A 20564-nucleotide genomic window follows, 5' to 3' on the forward strand; every position below is an offset into this window, starting at 1 on the left:
AACGTTATATTGTACAGAGGGAAAGGAGTGTGTTTATGGAGGAGATACATCTTATTATTGCGAAAAACTTAAAGGCTTTTAGAGAAAGGAAGAAATTAAGTCTTGAAAGAGTTGCAGAATTAACTGGAGTAAGTAAAACGATGATAGGTCAAATTGAAAGAGGGGAATCGAGCCCTACTATTACAACGATTTGGAAAATAGCAAACGGATTAAAGATTTCTTTTACTTCACTAATAAATAATCCACAGCCAGATACAAAAGTTGTTTTAAGAAGTGAAAGTAAAACATTATCTGAAGACAATGGAAAATATCGAGTCTATCCTTACTTTCCCTTCGAAGATGATAGACGCTTTGAGGTTTATTCAGTCGAGATCGAAGAAGGAGGCTTTCTAAGTTCTGATCCGCATAGGGAGGGAACGGAAGAGTTCTTAACTGTTTTTGAGGGGGAACTAACTGTACGAGTGAATAACAATGACTATACAATAAGAAATGGTGATTCTATTAGATTTAAGGCTGACAGCCCCCATACCTATCATAATTCTGGGATAACATTAACTCGATTAAGTATGGTTTTATATTATCCATCTTAATATCCCCTGTCCTACAAACAGGGGATTGCCTCTATTTTTTTAGAGCTTTTATTTTTTGTTGCATCATTCCCTTTTATGAAAACTGCGTTTTAATAAACATCGCATACGTACAAAACAGTACACTTTCCATGTCATAATTCTCAATATTACGATGACTGAAATAGATAAAGGGGAGGTGTGCTCTAAAATAAGAGTTTGGAGTTTGGACTCTGATACAGAGGATAAAAAAATAGCCGGTTACTCCTCTTTATGTGGTATACACTGTCCTAATCTTTGTTCGTCGCCTTATCCAATAGGCAACAATTGAAAAAAGAACGAGCGTCCTTTCCACAGCGACATGCCCTTGTTCTAACCCCTTATTTCGCTAGCTTACTCTCTTTTGCTATACACATTACGATAAACAGAAGGTGTTATCCGCTCGAATTTCTTGAACGTTTTGATAAAGTAGCTAGGCTCATTGAATCCTAATTCATTGCTGATTTGAGAAATGGACAGATCGGTTGTCTCTAAAATTTGTTTAGCCCATTCCATTTTCAGGCGTGGAATAAACACAGAAAAATTCTCCCCGGTTTCCTTGGTAAACATACGACTGAAATAGCTTGGGCTAACATGGCAGATATCAGCCATGTCCGCTAATTTGAAGTTCTCATTTTTATGAGCATAAATATAATCAAAGGCCGGTTGAAGAATGGCACTAGAAGAAATCCTTTTATGGGTAGACATTTTTATGATCTGGCTATCAATAAGTGTATTTTCCAGCTCTTTTTTTATGGTTTGGATATTACGATACGAGTGATCGGCAATAGAATCAATAACAGGCTTGTTCGTAGTTAACGCATGCCGGTACATATCGATCGTTGAATTTTTATTTATGGCTTCTTCTACAATATAATTGCATAAATGATATAGCATTTCAGAAATAGTTGTTATTTCGTCATAGGACAAGACAGGTAGTGAAGCATAGTCTTGGTCCAAGCCGAGGAGCTTTTTATGGGTATCGGCATTTGTTGGCCGAGTTACTATTTGTTCCAGCTCCAGCGGATTGTCGCCCAATTTTACTTGTCCCGCCATAATAGCACCAATGTACTGATTGTTGACAATAATAGGAATGGCAATATCAACAATATGAAAATGGCAAAGATAGATATAGGGTTGATTGAGTCGCACAGCCTCCAGTCCACCCCTTGCATCGCATTTTTGGCAGTATTCGGACAATGCAGCATCTTTTCGTATCGTCTGACAGAAGCTCTGGCATTGGCTGTGCCCCGTTACAGGAACGCCTTTATAGTCGATTGTAATAATGGCCATTTTAGTGACCAGAGAGAGTGAGTCCTGGAGTTTCTGCCACTTTTCCAAATCAATAATTTTTTCCAATTTAAAATGCGTAGTCATGATGATCAATTCTCCTTTTGCACCCTCGTATTATTATAGCATAATAGTCGGATGGCAGGACAAGATAATACCATTTTGGTGCTTGCAGGATAAGATAATACGACGTGAAAGCGCTTTAATTGTAGTGAATCGTCCAATGATCTTTGTACAAGGTAGCTCTATAATGGGGATACAATAGCACAGAGGAGGATTATTTAAATGAGAAAAGCTTTTATTAGTCCAACTAAGTATGTTCAGGGTGAGAATGAATTAGTCAATCTGGGATATTTCATCAAGACATTTGGTGATTCGGCTCTACTTATTGCTCATCAAGATGATATAACACGTGTAAAAGACAAGCTTGAACATACCATTGCACAATTTGGCGTAACGATAATTGAGAGCGGTTTCAATGGAGAGTGTTCTCGAAATGAAGTCCATAGATTGAAACAGCTTGCGAAGGAACATGCTTGCTCTTGCACCATTGGATTAGGTGGGGGTAAAGCAATTGATACTGCGAAATGTGTAGCAGAAGGAGAAGCGTTAATTATTGTGCCGACAATTGCGGCGACGGACGCGCCAACAAGCCACTCTGCGGTTCTTTATACGCCAGAAGGAGAGTTTGATGATTATGCCTACTTTAAGCAAAGTCCAAGTGTAGTATTGATAGATACAAACGTTATCGCTAATGCTCCTACACGCTTTCTAGTTGCGGGTATGGGGGACGCGCTTTCTACTTACTTTGAAGCAAGAGCGACCGCTAACTCTTATTCGAATGTGAATGCAGGACTTCCTTGTGGAGCAAATGCAGGAGTTGGTCAGCCAACTAAAGGAACAAGAGCTGCTCTTGCCCTTGCCAAGCTTTGCTATGAAACACTGCTTGAAGACGGTCTAAAAGCTAAAATATCCTGTGATTCCAATATCGTCACTCCAGCGCTTGAAAATATTATCGAAACAAACATTCTGTTATCAGGTTTAGGATTTGAAAGCGGTGGTCTGGCAGCAGCGCATGCCATTCACAATGGCTTAACCGCGTTGGAAGGAACCCATTCGTATTATCATGGTGAGAAAGTCGCATTTTCTACGCTAGTTCAATTAGTCCTTGAAAATGCAAACAAGGGAGAAATAAACGAGGTATTGAATTTCTGTGTAAGTGTGGGTCTTCCAGTATGTCTCGCTGATATTGGCGTAACGAATGTCACAAGATCCGAGTTGCTCAATGTCGCCCAGAAAGCTTGTATACTGGAAGAGTCTATTCATTCCATGCCTTTTCCGGTGACTGAAGAAGATGTAGTAGCAGCTATTATGGTGGCGGATCAAATCGGGCAGGAATTTAAGAAAAAGGGTGAGTAATATGAAGAAAATTATGAATAAGCCGGAAACGCTAGTAAGAGAAATGTGCAGTGGAATCGTTCTTGCACATCCGGATCTAGAATTTAATAGTAAATATAAAATTATCAAGAAAAAGGAAATTAATGATGACAAAGTCACGCTTATTAGCGGTGGAGGCAGTGGACACGAACCTGCACATGCAGGATTTGTTGGGAAAGGAATGTTAGATGTTGCGGTTTGCGGGGATGTATTTGCTTCGCCATCCCAGATTCAGATTTATCAAGCAATCAAAGCTTCTGCTAGTAAGAAAGGTACCTTGTTGATCATCAAAAATTACAGCGGAGATATTATGAATTTTAAAAATGCGGCACATCTTGCAGGCGAAGATGGTGTGCTTATCGATTATGTCAAAGTCGATGATGATATCGCAGTGGAAGACAGTCTGTACACGGTCGGAAGAAGGGGCGTTGCCGGAACAGTATTAGTTCATAAGATTGCCGGCGCTGCCGCGGAAGAAGGAAAAGAATTAAGAGAAGTAAAGGAAATTGCTCAAAAGGCAATAGATCGTACAAGAAGCATTGGTTTTGCTCTTACTTCTTGTACTGTTCCGGCTAAAGGGACGCCTACCTTCGAACTGAGTGATGATGAGATCGAGTATGGAGTAGGCATTCACGGGGAGCCTGGAATCCGTAGAGAAAAGCTTGTTTCTGCCAATGAACTGGCTAAGAAAATGGTAACAGATTTGTTCCGCGACATGAAAATAAGCGATGGTTCACAACAAGAAATCGGTGTATTGATTAATGGATTCGGTGGATCGCCATTACAAGAACTATATTTGTTTGCAAACGCGGTTGTTCGTGAAATCAACAATAGCAACGTATCCATCTTTAAAGTATTTGTTGGCAACTACATGACAAGTATCGACATGGAAGGTGCTTCGGTATCGATTATTTCATTAGACGATCAATTAAAGCATTATTTGGAGGCAAGCTGTGACACTCCTGCGCTGCAAATTAACCAACCGTTCACCCAGCTGCGTGTTGATGAAGCAGTATTGGAGTCGCAACAAGTGAATCAAACCATTTCTTATCAATGCGAGACAGATAAGCAATATGCAAAGATCGATAAGAATACTTTCTCTTTACACAACCTGATATATCTGATTGATAAGATGAGTGAGGTTATTATAGAGAATGAAATTGCTTTTTGTGAACTGGATTCCCATGCCGGTGATGGAGACTTTGGCATGAGCGTGGCAAAAGGCTTTAAACAATTGAAAAATGAGTGGTCGGAAATTACTGAACACAATGTAGCCAATATAGGGGATTTTCTACATGCGTGCTCCATGGTCATAATGGAGCATTGCGGAGGGGCTTCCGGACCCATCTGGGGATCGGCATTCCGAGCTGCAAGTAAATTTGTCAAAGACAAGACCGAATTATCCGTCACAGATTTTGCTGGCATGATGAAGGCTGTTGTCAAAGGCATCCAAGACACGGGAGAAAGATCCTTTGGAAGAGGAGCGGTGGTCGGTGATAAGACTTTAATTGATGCACTTGTTCCATTTTCCGATTCCTGGGAGCAAAGTGCCACAGAGGGCGCTGATGTCAAGATGGCAGCTATCAAAGCGGCAGAGGCCGCAGTACAAGGGGCTAAGCAAACGGAGTCCATTGTTGCTAGAATGGGCCGAGCAGGTACAGTCGGTGAAAGAAGCATCGGATATCCAGACGCAGGAGCTTTTGCATTGGGAGTCATTTTCACCCAGCTAGCTCAAGTCATAGAATAAACCGATCATAGCTGCTTCCTATATTAAAATGGGGCTGTCCCAGAAGTCGTAAAAGATGACAAAAGACAGCCCTATTGTTATTTATGCAACTCTGAGTTGCCTACTTTTCGTTAAGCTGAACCTATCATAAATAGCGGTAAAGCAACGGTAAACCTATACACCACTACGGGTTGAAAATCGGTAAAAGTCTGCCCTCTTTTCCAGACACGCCACTATTTGGCTATATACGCCGTGCTCAAAATCAAATAGGCAGACCCGTTGAGGTTCTAGTCCTCTCATCGGTACCAACGATGAAGTAATGCTCTTGGGTAAAGGCTCCCGTGGGCTTTTTTGCGTTGTTAGTAGGTTTTCTACGCTTGGTCTTATGATAGACTAATACTGTGAAAATGCCATTTAAAAAATGACTTGATGCTCTGTTAAGTGAATGGCTTAATCTTGCGTATAGCCCGGCCGTCCCCAACAAATAGCGGCCAGGCTGACACCGCGAGGGATAAAACTCTTGTTTGACATTATTGAAAGTAGCTTAGGTGTACAATATTTGGATAGGGAGCAGGTGCAGTACAATGATAGATGTGGATAAATTAGCCGAGATATTTGCTAGTGGTTCCTATGATATAGAAGGTGTCTACCGTTTAGTCATCCAGCCGAAAAGTATATTGCGTGAATTTAGGACTGTAAGGGATGGATTTCTTTTTACCATTCGTGGAGAAGCTAGAATGTGTGTGAATGGGACTGCCTACGAATTACATCCAGGATCAGTATTTCATGCGGCTCCAGGCATGCAACTTGAATCGCAAGTTATAGGCCAATCAGAGTACGAGTACTATTTGCTTTTTTATAGATTTGACAAGCTAGGTGATGAAAATAGCGGTCATGTATGCGACTCTCATTTCAAGCTGGAACCGGGAGCAAATCCGAGAGTGATAGAATTACTGATCATGATCCATCAGAATGCCCATACTCTTGGCGGGATTGGGAAACTTCGTGTCAAGGAATTATTCTTAAGCATCATGCATCAAGTTCTGGTAGGTTGCAGGCATAAAGAGAGTGGCAGTTCTCCAAGTAAAAAGGTGATAGAGGAAGCCATTACATACATTAACGGGCATTATATGAATCTGTTGACACTCGACGAGTTAGCTGAGTTGCATGCAATGAGTCCCAAACGCTTTTCATACTTCTTTCACAAATATACGGGGTTCCGTCCAATCGACTATGTCATCAATTATCGTATGGAAAGAGCGAGTGAATTACTTAAAGCAGGCAATTATCCCATCTGCGATATTGCTGTGAGTGTCGGCTATGCCAATCCGCTATATTTCAGTAGAGTATTTAAAAAGAAATTCGGTGTGTCTCCCTCCGCGTACACACATAAATTAGATAATCCTATATATTGAGATTCTGATTTATGTATTCCATTGAAGAAGGCAAGCACAAATATGGGCTGGGCTGTATTCGAGCCCCCCTCGACGAACGAGCGAGTGCGTCATCACGCTGCAACGGCTGGTGATGAATCTGGAGCGCAGGTTGCTTCCTGTTTACCTCAGTATTTCCTTCCTGTACCGTCGTTGCCCTGTCCTGAATATCAGCTACTTAATCACTCAGAAAGACCTAGATTAGATAATGATGCATATAACATTCGTGATTTGTGCATTTGCTTTTGTTTCAGTCCTTGCTACACTATTAATTGATAATGAGAATCATTGTTAGGTTTTTGGGGGTGAATAAGTAAATGTAAGGGTGTGGCTCGTCAATGGTCGATTTGACCGAGAATACCGGGGCAAGGTTCGGCACCGATAACGTTTTTGCCGATCCTGGCTCAAATACAGGCGGTTCTCATCATGATCGTCGGAGCGTTGTTGCCATGGAGCGGCGTTGTTGCTGAATGTTCAATCGGTCGACTTCGCCTTCTTAAGCATGCCTCTGATCGGATTATTTAGAAGGAAAGGGTGGTAAAAAATGACTGAAAATAGACAATTGTGTATCGGATTGTCCCTGTCTGCAACTTGGATGAAAGGAGACGGATGGCGGCGCCCAGACAGCGGTGTGGAAAAAATGGATTCTATAGACTATTACATTGATTTGGCAAAAATAGCGGAGAAGGCAAAGCTCGATTTTCTTTTCAGGGCGGATTATCTTTATGTGAGCCCACAGATGTTGGGTGATTCCGCTAATTTCGGTAGCCCTGACCCTACGATGATATTTGCAGCGATTGCTCGTGAAACCGAGCGGATCGGGCTGGTTACGACTATTTCTACGACTTTTAATCCGCCGTATGTTGTTGCCAGGCAGCTTCAGTCTTTGCATTGGCTGAGCAATGGACGAGCTGGCTGGAATATTGTCACTTCTATAGAAGGCGCCGAAAATTTCGGTGATTCCCCCATGCCTTCAGCGCAAGAAAGATATGCGAAAGCAATGGAATTTACGGATGTCGTACGCAAGCTCTGGGGAAGTTTTCCGAATGAAGCAATTGTAATGGACCGCGAGTCAGGCATGTTTTCTGATAGGGATAAGGTTTCCTCAATTAATCATTCAGGTGAGTTTTTCAGTGTCAAGGGACCGCTTACTATGCCCACCCATAAATCGGGATCCATTCCTTTTTTTCAAGCAGGCGCGTCGGATACAGGACGGAATTTTGCCTCAACAGTAGCGGATGCTATTTTTGCGGCGATGCCAGACCTTGAATCCGGAGTGGAATTGCGAAATGATCTGAGAAAAAGAGCCAAAGAACATGGACGAAATCCGGACGCCATTAAAGTTTTGCCTGGATTATATTTTTTCTTGGCCGATACTCGCGAGGAAGCGAATGAATTACATAAGGCTGCACACGCACATTTGAGTATGGATCGCAGACATGCATCGCTCAAATCAGTGCTCGGCCTTGATTTAAGCAGCTTTGCTTTGGATCATCGCGTAACTGCCGATATGCTGCCTGATCCGAATCAGCCAGTCCGCAGCCGAACTCATGCTGAGCTGTTGCGCCGGTATATTACAAACCATCAGCCTACAGTCGAAGAGGTGTTGGCAAGGCCGGAGGTTGTCGGATCTGCTCACTGGGTTTCCGTTGGAACGGTTGATGACGTGGTAAGCGATATTATTGAGCGGTTTGAGGCTGGAGCGATTGACGGATTTATAGCTCTTCCGGGCGGTTCAGAAAAATCAATGGAAATATTTTTTGAAAAACTGATGCCACAATTGGTTGAACGAGGCTTGTTCAGAAGCCAATATACAGGTGTCACCTTGCGTGAGCATTTGGGGATTACATAAGCCATCGCTCGGAGACAAGGTTCAAGAATGGAACTAGATATGGATAATCAAAATTTCTATTTCGAGATTTTTTTAAAAAGGGGTTCAGGTGAAAAATGAATAAAAAGCTTATGCTGGTTGGGTTGATAGCATTATTCATGCTGGTTTTGGCTGCATGTGGAGGAGAAAAACCGAATGAAGCAAGTTCAACCTCTAGCAACAATAAAGAAACAGCACGAGCCGAAGTGGACAATGCAGGAGCGAGCAAAACAAGAACGATTGAGTATCTCGGTGAAAAGTATACCGTTTTGCAAAAGGTAGAAAAAATTGTGATTACTGGAGCTATGGAAGCGATGGAGGATGCGGTAGTGCTTGACGTTCATCCAGTAGGGGCAATATCGATAGGTGGAAAGTTTCCGGAAATGTTTGCTTCGGTAACGGGCAAGTCGGAATCAATCGGTGAAAAACAGGAACCCAATTTTGAGAAAATATTGCTATTAAAGCCAGACGTTATTTTAGGTTCATCCAAGTTCCAAAAAGAAGCGGTGGAGAAATTGCAAAAAATCGCTCCCACTATTTTGGTATCGCATATTGCTACAGACTGGGAATCTAATTTGAAGCTAATGGCAGAATTAACGGGAAAGCAAGCAGAGGCAGACAAGATTCTATCCCAATATGAAACAGATACACAAGCAGTAAAAGCATTATTAAAAGAAAAGCTTCAAGGCAAAAAAGTAGCCGCTGTTCGCATTCGTGGGTCACAAGTTTTCGTTTACCCGAAAGATGTTTACTTTAACCCTGTCTTATACGACGAAATTGGTTTGGAGGTTCCGCAACAGATAAGCATGGCGAAAACGCAAGAAGCGATCTCTATCGAGCAGCTGGCGGAAATGAACCCGGATTATTTATTTGTACAATTCTCTACGAGTGAAACGCAAGATGCGAAACATGCATTTGAAGACTTGAAAAAGAATCCCGTTATACAAAACCTGAATGCCTTTAAACAAGATCACGTATATGTCAACGTGGTTGATCCTCTTATGGAAGGAGGTCCCGCTTATAGTCGAATCAAGTTTCTAGAAGGTGTGCAAAAGCACCTAGATAAGTAATGGAAGATGCCGCGATGCTGTGAACAAAGCGATGCAATACGTGACGCCTGATGCAAACACGTACGGAATGGTTTCCTCGCACAATGACTTGTTCAAGAAAAAAACCGCGAGCTGATGAAGAATTTGTATACGAAATAAAAGCCAGACCAGTTGGTCCGCTAGGAGCCGGTCATCAAGTTAAGCAGGGAGTCTTATCATAAGTAGGGCAAAGTTGAAAAACGTAGAGGGTTTTATTTGAATACGACGATTTAGAAACGCTAAAAACTTTACTTGAATAAACATACCTCTATTATCCTACCAACTAATGGTGGTCTTTACTTTAAACCTACTAATTTGAGCCGTATCACAAGTAACGGAAAAGTTGTTGAACTAACGGATTCGATAGGTAAATAAAAAGAGGCAGTCAGAAACGTGTTTTTTTGTTCCTGACTGCCTCTTTAATTTTGATATCTAGGTACATATGCGATTACATGTAGTTCTTAACATTTGTAATAAAGAACTACAGAAACACTATATTTTTGTGTTTTTAACTGGTTTTGTTTATTTTAGGAAAGAATAGGACGAATAAGTAGATAGTCATGCTCGCTGGAAGCAGGAACGATCAAAGAGTGGTGGCAATTACAAGAAAAATAGGTTTCTTCGTAGTATTTTAAGTCAAATGACGATGCAGAAAGTCAAGCACTTGGGCAAATGCCTGCTGGACGTTTTCTTTATCCAGCTGTCGATCAAACAAGTGGTCTTCACCAGGAAGGGTAAGAAGCGTATGCTCGATTCCAGCACGTTTTAACCGCTCCGCCATACATATAGATTCTTCACAGGGAACATCATGATCTGTTTCCCCATGTAGGAGCATAATAGGGGGAGACGAATGGTCCACGCACTCAATCGGACAGAGCGGTCTTAGCTCCTCCTTATTTTGGATGGGGTCCAGTCCCGTAGTCTCCCGAATCCAGCTACCTTGCTGACGGTAATATAAATAAAGACCGAATCTTTGCTGGATGGAGCTTTCTGTGAGTATTTCTTTCGTGATTAATTGATCGGCTAACTTCTTTGGGACGATTGTTTTTTGTAAGTAAAAGGGACTAGGCTCTGACACCCATTCCCCTCGAATATCCCCATAACCGTAAAAAGAGACGACTGCTTTCACATATGACTCTTTAGAGCCTGCAAGTAACGCGAGATAACCTCCCGCAGAAGAACCTATTACAGCTATAGCTGATGGCTCGATATCAAGCATGCTCGGGGCTTGGTCACAAACCCACCGAAGTGCATCCCGAACATCTTCGATTATAGCTGGGAGCTTGGTTTCCGGAGCCAATCGATAATCGATAGAGAAAACATGGAATCCAGCTTGATTATACTGCTTGACCTGCTCCTGCAAAATTTCTTTTCTCGATCCAAAAATAAAACCACCCCCATGGATATAGACGATTACAGGGGAGTTGGTGTTGCTGGCGCTGTAAAAATCTCCGAGCAGGTTGATTCCGTTAACCGTTTTATAACAAATTGTTCTCATTTCGTTTCTCCTTTTGAGTCCGACTTTTCTGTTACTATGTATCTTAACGAAGACTTCTACTGTTAGTATTGGTATGCTTATAGTACTGTCTTCCGACGCAAGACTCAATAGCTGGTATGGGAACACATTAGAAAATGGGGCCTTTTCTCTACATAATAAGACAGCTGAGATTATTTCTACTGAAGGGGTTGAGGTTGAGGATATGGAGTTTAGGATAGAACATCTACTGAAAATGGATAGATTACAGGATGCGGTGGTATTAGGAGGAAAAAAAGGGCTTTCCAATGTGATTAAAGGGATCACAATAATGGAAGCTCCCGATATTGCAGATTGGCTGAAGGGTGGGGAGATGCTACTGACCAGCTTATATCCAATCCGTAATTATACGGAGGAGGAACAGCGAGAATTTGTCTCTCGTCTTGCTGACAAGGGAGTTAGTGCTTTGATGATCAAAAACCACCGATTCGTCAAAAAAATCCCGGATGCTATCGTGGAAGCAGGCGAGAAATCAGATTTGCCTATTATTCAGATTCCCCAAGACATTCCTTATGTGGACGTGCTTTATCCGGTTATGGAAGAGCTGTTTAATAATCAGGTGATGAAGCTTAAATACTTTATAGAAGTGCATGACCGTTTCACAGCGCTTTCTCTAACGGATGCTGGTCTGGAATCCATTATCACTACATTAGGGGAATTGATTGGGAACCCTGCCGCTATTTATGATCGGAATTTTATTTGTATGACGGCGACATCCTCATACACGATGCCAACAGAACAACAGGAGAGTATTGTAGAACGTGGGAAAACAGTCGAAACCAAATTCCCTTATTATTGGTTAACGGCGCAGGTTACTGAATTTGAATCAGAAACTAAATTAGTCGAGCAGTTAGTCGTGCCAATTCGGACGATCAATCATATTAAGGTACATCTCGTCATCACAGAAGTTCGTAAGCAACTGGAAGAGCTGGATTTTATTGCGATCGAAAATGCCGCTACAGCTCTTTCCCTTGAACTAGTCAAACAATTTGCCGTAGCAGAAGTGGAGCGGGAATTTAAAAACGACATTATTGACGACCTTTTAGCGGGAAAAAGCCAAATGCTAGAGACGGTGTATCATCGGGCTAATTTGATCGGTTGGGATTTAGACCGTTCATATGCTGTGCTTTTGTTTCATGTGAAAGAAGAGTTTACTTCTCTGAGTCAAAACGAAATGAACAAGCCCAGAAGTTCACGCAGATTACAAACAAAAACCTTTAGCTATTTACACGAAGTTGTACGTTCCCATTTTGCGGATGGTATTCTGCGCAGACGGGGAGATACGATTATTCTACTTTTACCGGTTAACCAGCAGGAAGGGAAGGGGAAAAACTGGCTACCCACTGTGAAAGAGAAAGCACGTGAGATTCAGGAGAATATTCGTGAGAAAGCCAAAGACATTGTGGTACAAGTTGGCATCGGTAATGTGGCAGAAACCGTAATGGATATTTCCGGAAGATATCAAGAGGCGCAGGATGCATTGGATCTAGGGGAGAAGCTCTATGGTAAAGAATCGATTACCGCCTTTGCTGAGCTTGGTCTTTTCCGACTGCTTTGCCAATTTCCAGACCCTGCCGTACTAACCTCTTTTATCCCACCTTCTTTAAGTAGATTAGTCGAAAGCAAGAATGCTATCAAAAATGATTTGCTACATACACTAGAAGTATTTTTAGAGCATAACCAAAATGCTGCAAAAGCAGCTCATGACCTATTTGTTCATTACAAAACGGTCATGTATAGACTGGAGCGGATCAGAGAAATAACTGGCATGGATTTTGAAGACTCAGAAGAGATGTTAGGAGTCCGTGTAGGCCTCAAGATTCTAAATTTGGTAAAAACTGATAAATAAAACTAGAAATGTATGATTGACGGGCTTGTGCCCGTCTTTTTTTTACCCAAGTTGGATAAAGAATTAGCTCGACTTTTATCCACTACTGTTAATGACTCTATATTAGTAAGCGCTTACAATAAGGATGCAAGTAAGGTAACGTCATTTGAATCAAATTCATCATCATAGAAAGGAACAGTGAGTATGGGAGAGTTAAGTAAAGAGATCGTACAGCATTTGGAGTGGCTGGGTCATTTTGGGAAAGAACCTGAAGGGGGCATTTCCCGATTTCTCTACTCCAAAGAGTGGCTGGAGGCTCAAAAAGCTTTAGAGGATTGGATGAATAAAGAAGGTTTTGACTTTCACTTTGATGAGGTAGGTAATTTATTTGGAGGCCTACAGGGAACCAAGTACCAAGATGAAACCATTTTGACCGGTTCTCATGTGGATACGGTAGGTAATGGTGGATTGTACGATGGTCAGTACGGTATTATCGCAGGATTGCTTGCGATTAAATACCTAAAGGAAAAATACGGGAACCCGCTACGTAATCTACAAGTGGTATCCATGGCTGAGGAAGAAGGAAGTCGTTTCCCTTATGCATTCTGGGGTTCCAAAAATATCGTATGTACAGCAAAGCGTGAAGAAGTGGAAAACATCGCAGACTTTGATGGCATAGCTTTCGTGGATGCGATGAGAGAGTGCGGATTTGATTTTCGCAAGGAATCCACAGAGCTTCGCAAAGATCTGAAAACATTTGTAGAAATCCATATCGAGCAAGGTAGTGTACTGGAAAACGAGAAAAAATCTGTAGGCGTAGTCCATAGTATTGTAGGCCAGCGCAGATTTACCGTAGAAGTGACAGGGGAAGCCAACCATGCTGGTACGACTCCGATGGGTTACCGCAAGGATACCGTTCATGCAGCTAGCACCATGATCTGTGACGTGATGAATAGAACGAAAAAACACGGAGATCCGTTAGTAGCGACGGTGGGCAAAATTGAAGTCAAGCCAAACGTGGTTAACGTGGTTCCGGGCTATACCCTATTTACAATGGATATTCGCCATACTGAGAAAAAAGCGCTTGTCCAATTTACTGAAGAGATTATGGCTTCTATGAATGCTATTGCAGAAGAAATGGGCGTAGGATTAAAGGTCGATATGTGGATGGATGCAGACCCAGTTCCTATGGATAAACGCGTGGTCGAAGTAATCGAAAGTCAGTGTAAGGAAAACGGCTTGAATTATAAGCTGATGCACAGCGGAGCGGGACATGATGCCCAAATCCTAGCGCCATTTGTTCCAGCGGCAATGATTTTTGTACCAAGTAGAAAGGGAATTAGCCACAACCCAGCTGAGTATACCGAGCCACATGATCTGGCAGAGGGCGTGAAAGCTCTGATCGGAACTCTTTATGAGCTGGCATACAAAGAATAGGCGATCGTCATGGCGTATCGTCTGCCCATACTCTCATCATAAGGAGCAGAAAAGAGATGAACGAACATACCCCAGCAGCTAAACAAGGTGGTCTTGAGTATTGGAAAAAGGTCGTCATTCTGTTTTGTCTTGGGTGGACTGTCATCTGGATTTACAGAACTGTACTTAACCCGATTTTACCGGAAATTAAAGTGCAGCTTGGTGTTGAATCAGATGCCAGCATGGGTCTAATCTCCAGTATGTTTTTCCTGGCGTATACCTCTATGCAGATTCCATCCGGATTTCTTGCTGATAAATTTGGAAGAAAAATAATGCTGATTCCAGGCTTCTTGATCTTTGCTTTTGGAGCCTTTACGGTCGGGATCGCACCATCTCTGGTTTTCCTGCTTGTGGGAAGTTTTCTGGCAGGACTTGGACAAGGGACCTATTATGGACCGGCTTACTCGATCTCATCCTCTGCAATTCCGAATGAAAAGCGAGGCTTCTCCACTGCCATTATCAACAGCGGTTCGGCTCTCGGAATGGCCATTGGATATATCGGTTCCTCGTACATGGTGAAGGGGCTTGGTTGGGACTGGAGACCTTTAATTTATGTAACAGGTGCTTTGATTATTATTATCGTTATTGCTTTTGCAAAAGTTATTAAGGAAAAGCCGGCAGCAAATGCTGTTGAAGGAAGCAAAGAAAAAGATCCAAATGATAAAGCAACGATGAAAACGCTTTTTGGCGATATCCGCATGATTTCAGCTTACGTCATTTACTTTTCCGTCTGTTACGGGTATTACATGATCGTAACCTGGCTTCCTAGTTACCTGCAAATGGAGAGAGGATTTCAGGGTGCTGCTATCGGATTTGCCTCGGCTCTGGTTGCCTTTGCTTCTGTTCCAGGTGCTCTATTGTTCAGCCGTTTGTCTGACAAGTTTAAGAATAAAAAGATTATGGTTGTTATTTTGTTACAAGTCATTGCCGCAGTTACACTGTATCTGACAGTAGCGATTCAAAATAACGAATTACTCATTTTGTTTTTAATCATGTATGGATTCTTCGGTAAACTAGCCGTCGATCCGATTATGATCTCTTACGTGGCAGACATTGCCCCTAAACAAGGGTATAGCACTACATTCGGCGTGTTTAACTTTTTTGGGATGATGTCATCTGTAGTCGCTCCGTTCGTAACCGGTTTGATTTCGGACGCTACGGGAAGTAAAATCTTGGGCTTTTATCTTGCTATCGGTATTATTATTGTATGTACGGTATTCCTGTTCTTTGCAAATATGAGAAGTAACTCGCGCAGTAAGAGGTTACCTGATGATGAGCAAGAATTCAAATTTAGCAAATGATTTCTAGGTATCATACTGACGGAATCATTTTCACAAAAATCGTAGAGAGAAATGGAGAGAAATATCATGGGATATCCAACTGACTTACTATCCAGCCGTTCCATCATAAAACATGGGAAATATGCTTTACTTGCTCCGGAAGGTCTAGTTAATAACGTGGTTCCAGGTTTTGACAACTGCTCGATGTCTATTCTGGCAACTCCGAAGCTTGGAGCTAGCTTTGTCGATTATGTGGTTACGATGCACAAGGGAGGCAAAAATACGGACGGCTTTGGTGGACAAGAACTTATCGAAACCTTCGTATATGTCCTTGAAGGAGAAGTTAAGGCATCTGCTGATGATAAGGTGTACACGTTGACAAGTGGCGGATACCTATACTGCCCACCAGGAACGACAATGTATCTGGAAAATCTCAAAGACGGTGACAGCAGACTGTTCTTGTACAAGCAGAAATATAAACCGTTAAAAGATTTGAAACCATGGGTCGTTACCGGTAACTCAAATGATATTCCAGAAGAAGACTATGACGGCATGACTGATATGCGAATTCAGGATCTCCTACCAAAAGAAATAGCTTTTGATATGAACTTTCATATATTGACCTTTGATCCAGGGGCATGCCATCCATTCATCGAAACGCATGTTCAGGAGCATGGAGCATACTTGCTTTCCGGTGAAGGTGTGTACAACCTTGATAACGAGTGGATTCCCGTGAAAAAAGGCGATTACATCTTCATGGGTCCATATGTTCAACAGGCTTGCTACGCTGTCGGTCGAGAGAAACTTGCTTATGTCTATTCTAAAGACTGCAACCGAGACGCGGATCTCTAAGAGGAGGACCTCAGCAGACGAGGACGATGGTAAAAGGTGGACAACTTTTTACCATTCTCCTTGTTATAGCTAAGAGCGATCACATTGTTACTGAAATCCAATGTAATAGAGGTGTGGGAATTGAGAGTATCCAGACAGAATTTAAAAGACCTGATTACAAATAAACTGCACAAAGCTGGTTTAACGGAAGAGCATGCTGAAGGTGTGGCGGATGTTCTGGTCCATGCCGACATTAGAGGCATTCATTCCCATGGTGCCATGCGTGTAGAATACTATGCAGAACGGATTGCAAAAGGTGGTTTAAATACTGATCCGAAGTTTACATTCGAGAAAACGGGTCCCTGCACAGCAGTATTCGACGGGGATAATGGAGTAGGTCATGTGGCCTCTAAGCAAGCTATGGATGAGGCTATCAAGATGGCTAAAGAAAACGGAGTAGCCGTTGTTGGCGTCAGAAGAATTGGACATAGCGGAGCTCTTTCCTACTTTGTACGTCAGGCTGCAAAATCCGGAATGATTGGGATTTCTATGTGCCAATCTGATCCGATGGTTGTTCCCTTCGGCGGTTCTGAGCCATATTACGGTACCAATCCGATTGCTTTTGCCGCACCTAGCCATGATAAGCGTATTATGACACTGGACATGGCGACAACGGTACAGGCTTGGGGAAAAATTCTTCATGCCAGATCGAAGCAGGAATCTATCCCGGATACATGGGCGGTAGATAAAGAAGGCCATCCAACAACAGATCCTTTCAGGGTAAATGCCCTGCTTCCGATTGCCGGTCCAAAAGGATATGGCTTAATGATGATGGTGGACGTGCTTTCAGGTATTCTGCTCGGTCTTCCATTTGGGGATAAAGTCTCCTCGATGTACCATGATCTGACTGAATATCGGAATCTTGGTCAACTTCATCTTGTCATTAACCCTGCCTTCTTTACTGATCCAGACATGTTTAAAAAGTATATTTCTACTACCATGGACGATTTGAACCAAATCAAGCCGGCACCCGGTTTTAAACAGGTGCTTTTCCCTGGACAGAATAATGACATGATTCAGGAAGAATTTGAGAAAAACGGCATTGAAATTGTAGATGAGGTGTATGAATTCCTGGTTTCAGACATCGTTCATCGAAACGCCTATGATCATAAAGACCCTTTTGCCAAATAAAATAGGCGCTGTGGTTAGAAAGGTATGGTGGCACAAATGAGAGTAAGCAAGCAAGAACTGAAGGGTTTAATCACCCGCAAACTCCATAAAGCCGGATTGACGGAGGAGCATGCACAAGGAGTAGCTGACGTTCTGGTACATGCCGATGCAAGAGGTGTTCATTCTCATGGTGCCATGCGTGTAGAATACTACGCCGAACGGATTGCTAAGGGCGGTACCAATACGTATCCTACCTTTACATTTGAAAAAACAGGTCCTTGCACTGCTATTTTTGACGGTGACAATGGAGCAGGGCATGTAGCGGCGAAAGTAGCGATGGATGAAGCTATCGCAATGGCAAGAGAAAACGGACTTGCGGTAGTTGGTGTTAGAAGAATCGGTCATAGCGGAGCCCTATCTTATTTTGTACAGCAGGCAGCCAAAGAGAAGATGATTGGAATCTCGCTCTGTCAGTCTGATCCGATGGTTGTACCATTTGGTGGCTCAGAACCTTATTATGGAACAAATCCGATTGCCTTTGCTGCACCTAGTAGTGACGATGAAATGATTACTTTTGATATGGCGACAACGGTACAGGCTTGGGGAAAAATTTTACATGCCAGATCTAAAAATGAAATGATCCCAAATACATGGGCAGTAGATAAAGAAGGCCACCCAACGACAGATCCTTTCCAAGTGAACGCGTTGCTGCCAATCGCTGGACCTAAAGGATACGGTCTAATGATGATGGTCGATGTACTATCCGGCATTTTACTCGGACTGCCGTTCGGGAATAAGGTATCCTCTATGTATCATGACTTGACAGAATACCGAAATCTGGGACAGCTTCATATCGTAATTAATCCGACTTATTTTACAAGCCTAACTGGATTTTTACAAAACATTACGAATACGATGGGAGATTTGAACCAGATGAAACCTGCCCCCGGTTTTAAAGAAGTATCTTATCCGGGACAGCGTAGTAAAATTCGCGAGGAAGAGAGCGAGATGAACGGGATCGAAATCGTGGATGACGTGTATGATTATTTGGTTTCGGACGTTGTTCATAAAAACCAATACGACAACAAGGATCCTTTTGCAAAGTAATTTCACAGCTAGCTTATAAGGAGATATCATCCTATAGCAGCACCTTGATTCTTTATTAAATTGACGCTTTGACGCTTTAATGAAAATAACAACTTATCTGACGGAAGAGGTGCACGTACTAATGCTATATTCCATCATTAAACAAAATTCCTATCAAGATTCGGTTAATCTCATGCTCCTAACCAACAAAATTTCTGCGATGGATGGTGTAAAACAGGCATCCATTATGATGGGGACCCCTGCGAATAAAGAAATTTTCCAAAATACCGGCATGTATACGGATGAACTAGAAAAAGCGGGACCTAACGATATGTGCATCGTGATTGATACAGACAATGAAGAAAAAGTGGCTGAAGTGCTGACCACCATTGAAGATGAATTGAAAAATCAAGCTGTCAGCAGTAGTAAGCAGGAATTCGAGTCCGTTCGAACTTGGGATAAGGCGATGCAGGCTCTGCCTAATGCTAATCTAGCCCTGATCTCTGTACCTGGTCAATATGCGGCGGAAGAAGCAGAAAAGGCACTTGACCGCGGGCTACATGCCTTTATTTTTAGTGATAACGTTGCTATTGAGGATGAGCTACGACTGAAACAAAAAGCGCATGAAAAAGGGTTGCTGGTCATGGGACCTGACTGCGGAACTGGGATTCTATCCGGTGTTCCGGTAGCTTTCGCTAACGTGGTGAAAGAAGGGAACATCGGTGTTGTAGGTGCCTCAGGAACTGGCATTCAAGAGGTAACCACGCTTATTGACCGCTTGGGCGGAGGAGTAAGCCATGCAATCGGAACTGGCGGACGTGACCTCTCTGAAACAATCGGGGCAATTACGATGTTAGATGCTATTGGAGGACTTGAAAAGCATCATGCTACGGAAGTGATCGTAGTCATTTCAAAACCTCCTGCCAAAGAAGTTCGTAACCAGGTGGTCCAGCTTTTGCAACGTATATCAAAACCGGTAGTCGCTATTTTCGTAGGCGAAGAGCCTGAAGCACATGAAGGTAGTGTATATTATGCCCATACGCTGGAAGAGACTGCCATGATTGCTGTGGATCTGTCTAAAGGCAAAGAAGTCAAGGTGAATTACAACATATTGAATATAGAAGCTCCGAAAGCTGAGCTGAAACCAGAGCAAACCGCAATTAAAGGTCTGTACTCGGGTGGTACGCTTGCTTATGAAACCGCTATCCTTATGTCAAAAGGGCTTGAATTGGGACAACTCATTCATGAAGACGGGTATATGCTAAAAGCTAAAGGTCATGAAGTAATCGACCTAGGAGATGACAAATATACACAAGGCAAACCTCACCCGATGATTGATCCGGAAACGAGAATTCATTACATCGAGCAGGCAGCTTCAGATGAATCCACAGCGATTATTTTACTGGATGTCGTTTTAGGATACGGTTCCCATGACGATATGGCAGGTGCACTACTGCCTGTCATTGAGAAAGCACAAGGTAGCGCCAAGGCAAGAGGCAAAAACCTGTATTTCGTGGCAACGGTGTGCGGAACTGAAAAAGATCCGCAAGATTACCACGAGCAAAAGAACAAGCTTGAGCAAGCTGGCGTTATTGTTAAAGAGAGCAATAATCAGGCTGTTCGGACAGCTCTGTCAATGATGGGCATCCAGCTTAAGGACAAGGAGAAATCATTGATTCCTAGTGAGCAGTATGAACAAGAAGGTAGTAAGGTTTCTGAATCTATCATCAAGCTATTGAGTGGAAAACCGGTAGTAGTGAATGTAGGACTCAAGAAATTTGTACATGCAGTAACTAGCTACGGCGGAAGTACGGTGCATTTTGACTGGCGACCGGTAGCTGGAGGAAATGAAAGAATGCGTAAGATTTTGAGCCTACTCAAGTAAACTGTTGTTTTTATCCTGAGGAATT

General features: G+C 42.6%; 15 protein-coding genes and 1 pseudogene. 14 read left to right on the plus strand and 2 right to left on the minus strand.

Annotated elements, in window-relative coordinates; all coding sequences use genetic code 11:
• The first annotated feature begins 35 nt into the window (after nucleotides 1-35).
• Nucleotides 36-590, plus strand: a complete 555-nt coding sequence (locus ACQV1I_RS12940) for a helix-turn-helix domain-containing protein (RefSeq protein WP_094702528.1) — start codon at nucleotides 36-38, stop codon at nucleotides 588-590.
• A 369-nt stretch (nucleotides 591-959) separates the two neighbouring features.
• On the opposite strand, the gene ACQV1I_RS12945 is transcribed toward ACQV1I_RS12940, so the two are convergent.
• On the minus strand, nucleotides 960-1982 hold the full coding sequence (locus ACQV1I_RS12945; RefSeq protein WP_116334633.1) for a PocR ligand-binding domain-containing protein: 1023 nt from the start codon (nucleotides 1980-1982) through the stop codon (nucleotides 960-962).
• Between the two features lie 198 nt (nucleotides 1983-2180).
• Between ACQV1I_RS12945 and ACQV1I_RS12950 the strand changes: the two genes are divergently transcribed.
• The 6 genes and pseudogenes from ACQV1I_RS12950 to ACQV1I_RS12975 all read left to right on the plus strand — a co-directional run.
• The gene (locus ACQV1I_RS12950) at nucleotides 2181-3314 is read left to right on the plus strand and encodes a glycerol dehydrogenase (RefSeq protein WP_104032559.1); all 1134 of its coding nucleotides are present in this window, start codon (nucleotides 2181-2183) and stop codon (nucleotides 3312-3314) included.
• Nucleotide 3315: 1 nt separating this feature from the next.
• Nucleotides 3316-5079, plus strand: coding sequence for a dihydroxyacetone kinase subunit DhaK (dhaK, locus tag ACQV1I_RS12955; RefSeq protein WP_094701460.1), 1764 nt, complete (start codon nucleotides 3316-3318; stop codon nucleotides 5077-5079).
• A 563-nt stretch (nucleotides 5080-5642) separates the two neighbouring features.
• Nucleotides 5643-6473 carry a helix-turn-helix domain-containing protein gene (locus ACQV1I_RS12960; protein WP_116334632.1) on the plus strand — a complete coding sequence of 277 codons (831 nt, stop codon included), beginning with the start codon at nucleotides 5643-5645 and terminating at the stop codon, nucleotides 6471-6473.
• Between the two features lie 562 nt (nucleotides 6474-7035).
• Nucleotides 7036-8343 (plus strand): NtaA/DmoA family FMN-dependent monooxygenase, encoded by a 1308-nt coding sequence (locus ACQV1I_RS12965; protein ID WP_116334631.1) that lies wholly within the window; start codon nucleotides 7036-7038, stop codon nucleotides 8341-8343.
• Between the two features lie 95 nt (nucleotides 8344-8438).
• The gene (locus ACQV1I_RS12970; protein WP_116334630.1) at nucleotides 8439-9431 is read left to right on the plus strand and encodes an ABC transporter substrate-binding protein; all 993 of its coding nucleotides are present in this window, start codon (nucleotides 8439-8441) and stop codon (nucleotides 9429-9431) included.
• A 13-nt stretch (nucleotides 9432-9444) separates the two neighbouring features.
• A pseudogene (locus ACQV1I_RS12975) lies at nucleotides 9445-9569 on the plus strand (thioredoxin reductase); the annotation flags it as partial.
• A gap of 511 nt (nucleotides 9570-10080) precedes the next feature.
• Here ACQV1I_RS12975 and ACQV1I_RS12980 read toward each other — a convergent pair.
• Nucleotides 10081-10947 carry an alpha/beta hydrolase gene (locus ACQV1I_RS12980; RefSeq protein WP_116334629.1) on the minus strand — a complete coding sequence of 289 codons (867 nt, stop codon included), beginning with the start codon at nucleotides 10945-10947 and terminating at the stop codon, nucleotides 10081-10083.
• A gap of 202 nt (nucleotides 10948-11149) precedes the next feature.
• Between ACQV1I_RS12980 and ACQV1I_RS12985 the strand changes: the two genes are divergently transcribed.
• From ACQV1I_RS12985 to fdrA, 7 genes are all read left to right on the plus strand, one after another.
• Nucleotides 11150-12832 carry a PucR family transcriptional regulator gene (locus tag ACQV1I_RS12985; RefSeq protein ID WP_236645849.1) on the plus strand — a complete coding sequence of 561 codons (1683 nt, stop codon included), beginning with the start codon at nucleotides 11150-11152 and terminating at the stop codon, nucleotides 12830-12832.
• Nucleotides 12833-13015: 183 nt separating this feature from the next.
• Nucleotides 13016-14248, plus strand: a complete 1233-nt coding sequence (gene allC, locus ACQV1I_RS12990) for an allantoate deiminase (RefSeq protein WP_094701466.1) — start codon at nucleotides 13016-13018, stop codon at nucleotides 14246-14248.
• Between the two features lie 56 nt (nucleotides 14249-14304).
• Nucleotides 14305-15588 (plus strand): MFS transporter, encoded by a 1284-nt coding sequence (locus ACQV1I_RS12995; protein WP_018672998.1) that lies wholly within the window; start codon nucleotides 14305-14307, stop codon nucleotides 15586-15588.
• 66 nt (nucleotides 15589-15654) lie between these two features.
• Nucleotides 15655-16419 (plus strand): (S)-ureidoglycine aminohydrolase, encoded by a 765-nt coding sequence (gene allE, locus ACQV1I_RS13000; protein ID WP_116334627.1) that lies wholly within the window; start codon nucleotides 15655-15657, stop codon nucleotides 16417-16419.
• A 120-nt stretch (nucleotides 16420-16539) separates the two neighbouring features.
• Nucleotides 16540-17589 carry an ureidoglycolate dehydrogenase gene (gene allD, locus ACQV1I_RS13005; RefSeq protein WP_116334663.1) on the plus strand — a complete coding sequence of 350 codons (1050 nt, stop codon included), beginning with the start codon at nucleotides 16540-16542 and terminating at the stop codon, nucleotides 17587-17589.
• Between the two features lie 36 nt (nucleotides 17590-17625).
• Complete coding sequence (allD, locus tag ACQV1I_RS13010) at nucleotides 17626-18675, plus strand: ureidoglycolate dehydrogenase (RefSeq protein WP_094701468.1); 1050 nt, start codon at nucleotides 17626-17628, stop codon at nucleotides 18673-18675.
• 121 nt (nucleotides 18676-18796) lie between these two features.
• The gene (fdrA, locus tag ACQV1I_RS13015; RefSeq protein ID WP_116334626.1) at nucleotides 18797-20539 is read left to right on the plus strand and encodes an acyl-CoA synthetase FdrA; all 1743 of its coding nucleotides are present in this window, start codon (nucleotides 18797-18799) and stop codon (nucleotides 20537-20539) included.
• The last annotated feature ends 25 nt before the right edge of the window (nucleotides 20540-20564 follow it).

It is taken from the genome of Brevibacillus sp. JB24b, assembly GCF_051713385.1.
GTDB lineage: Bacteria > Bacillota > Bacilli > Brevibacillales > Brevibacillaceae > Brevibacillus_B > Brevibacillus_B laterosporus.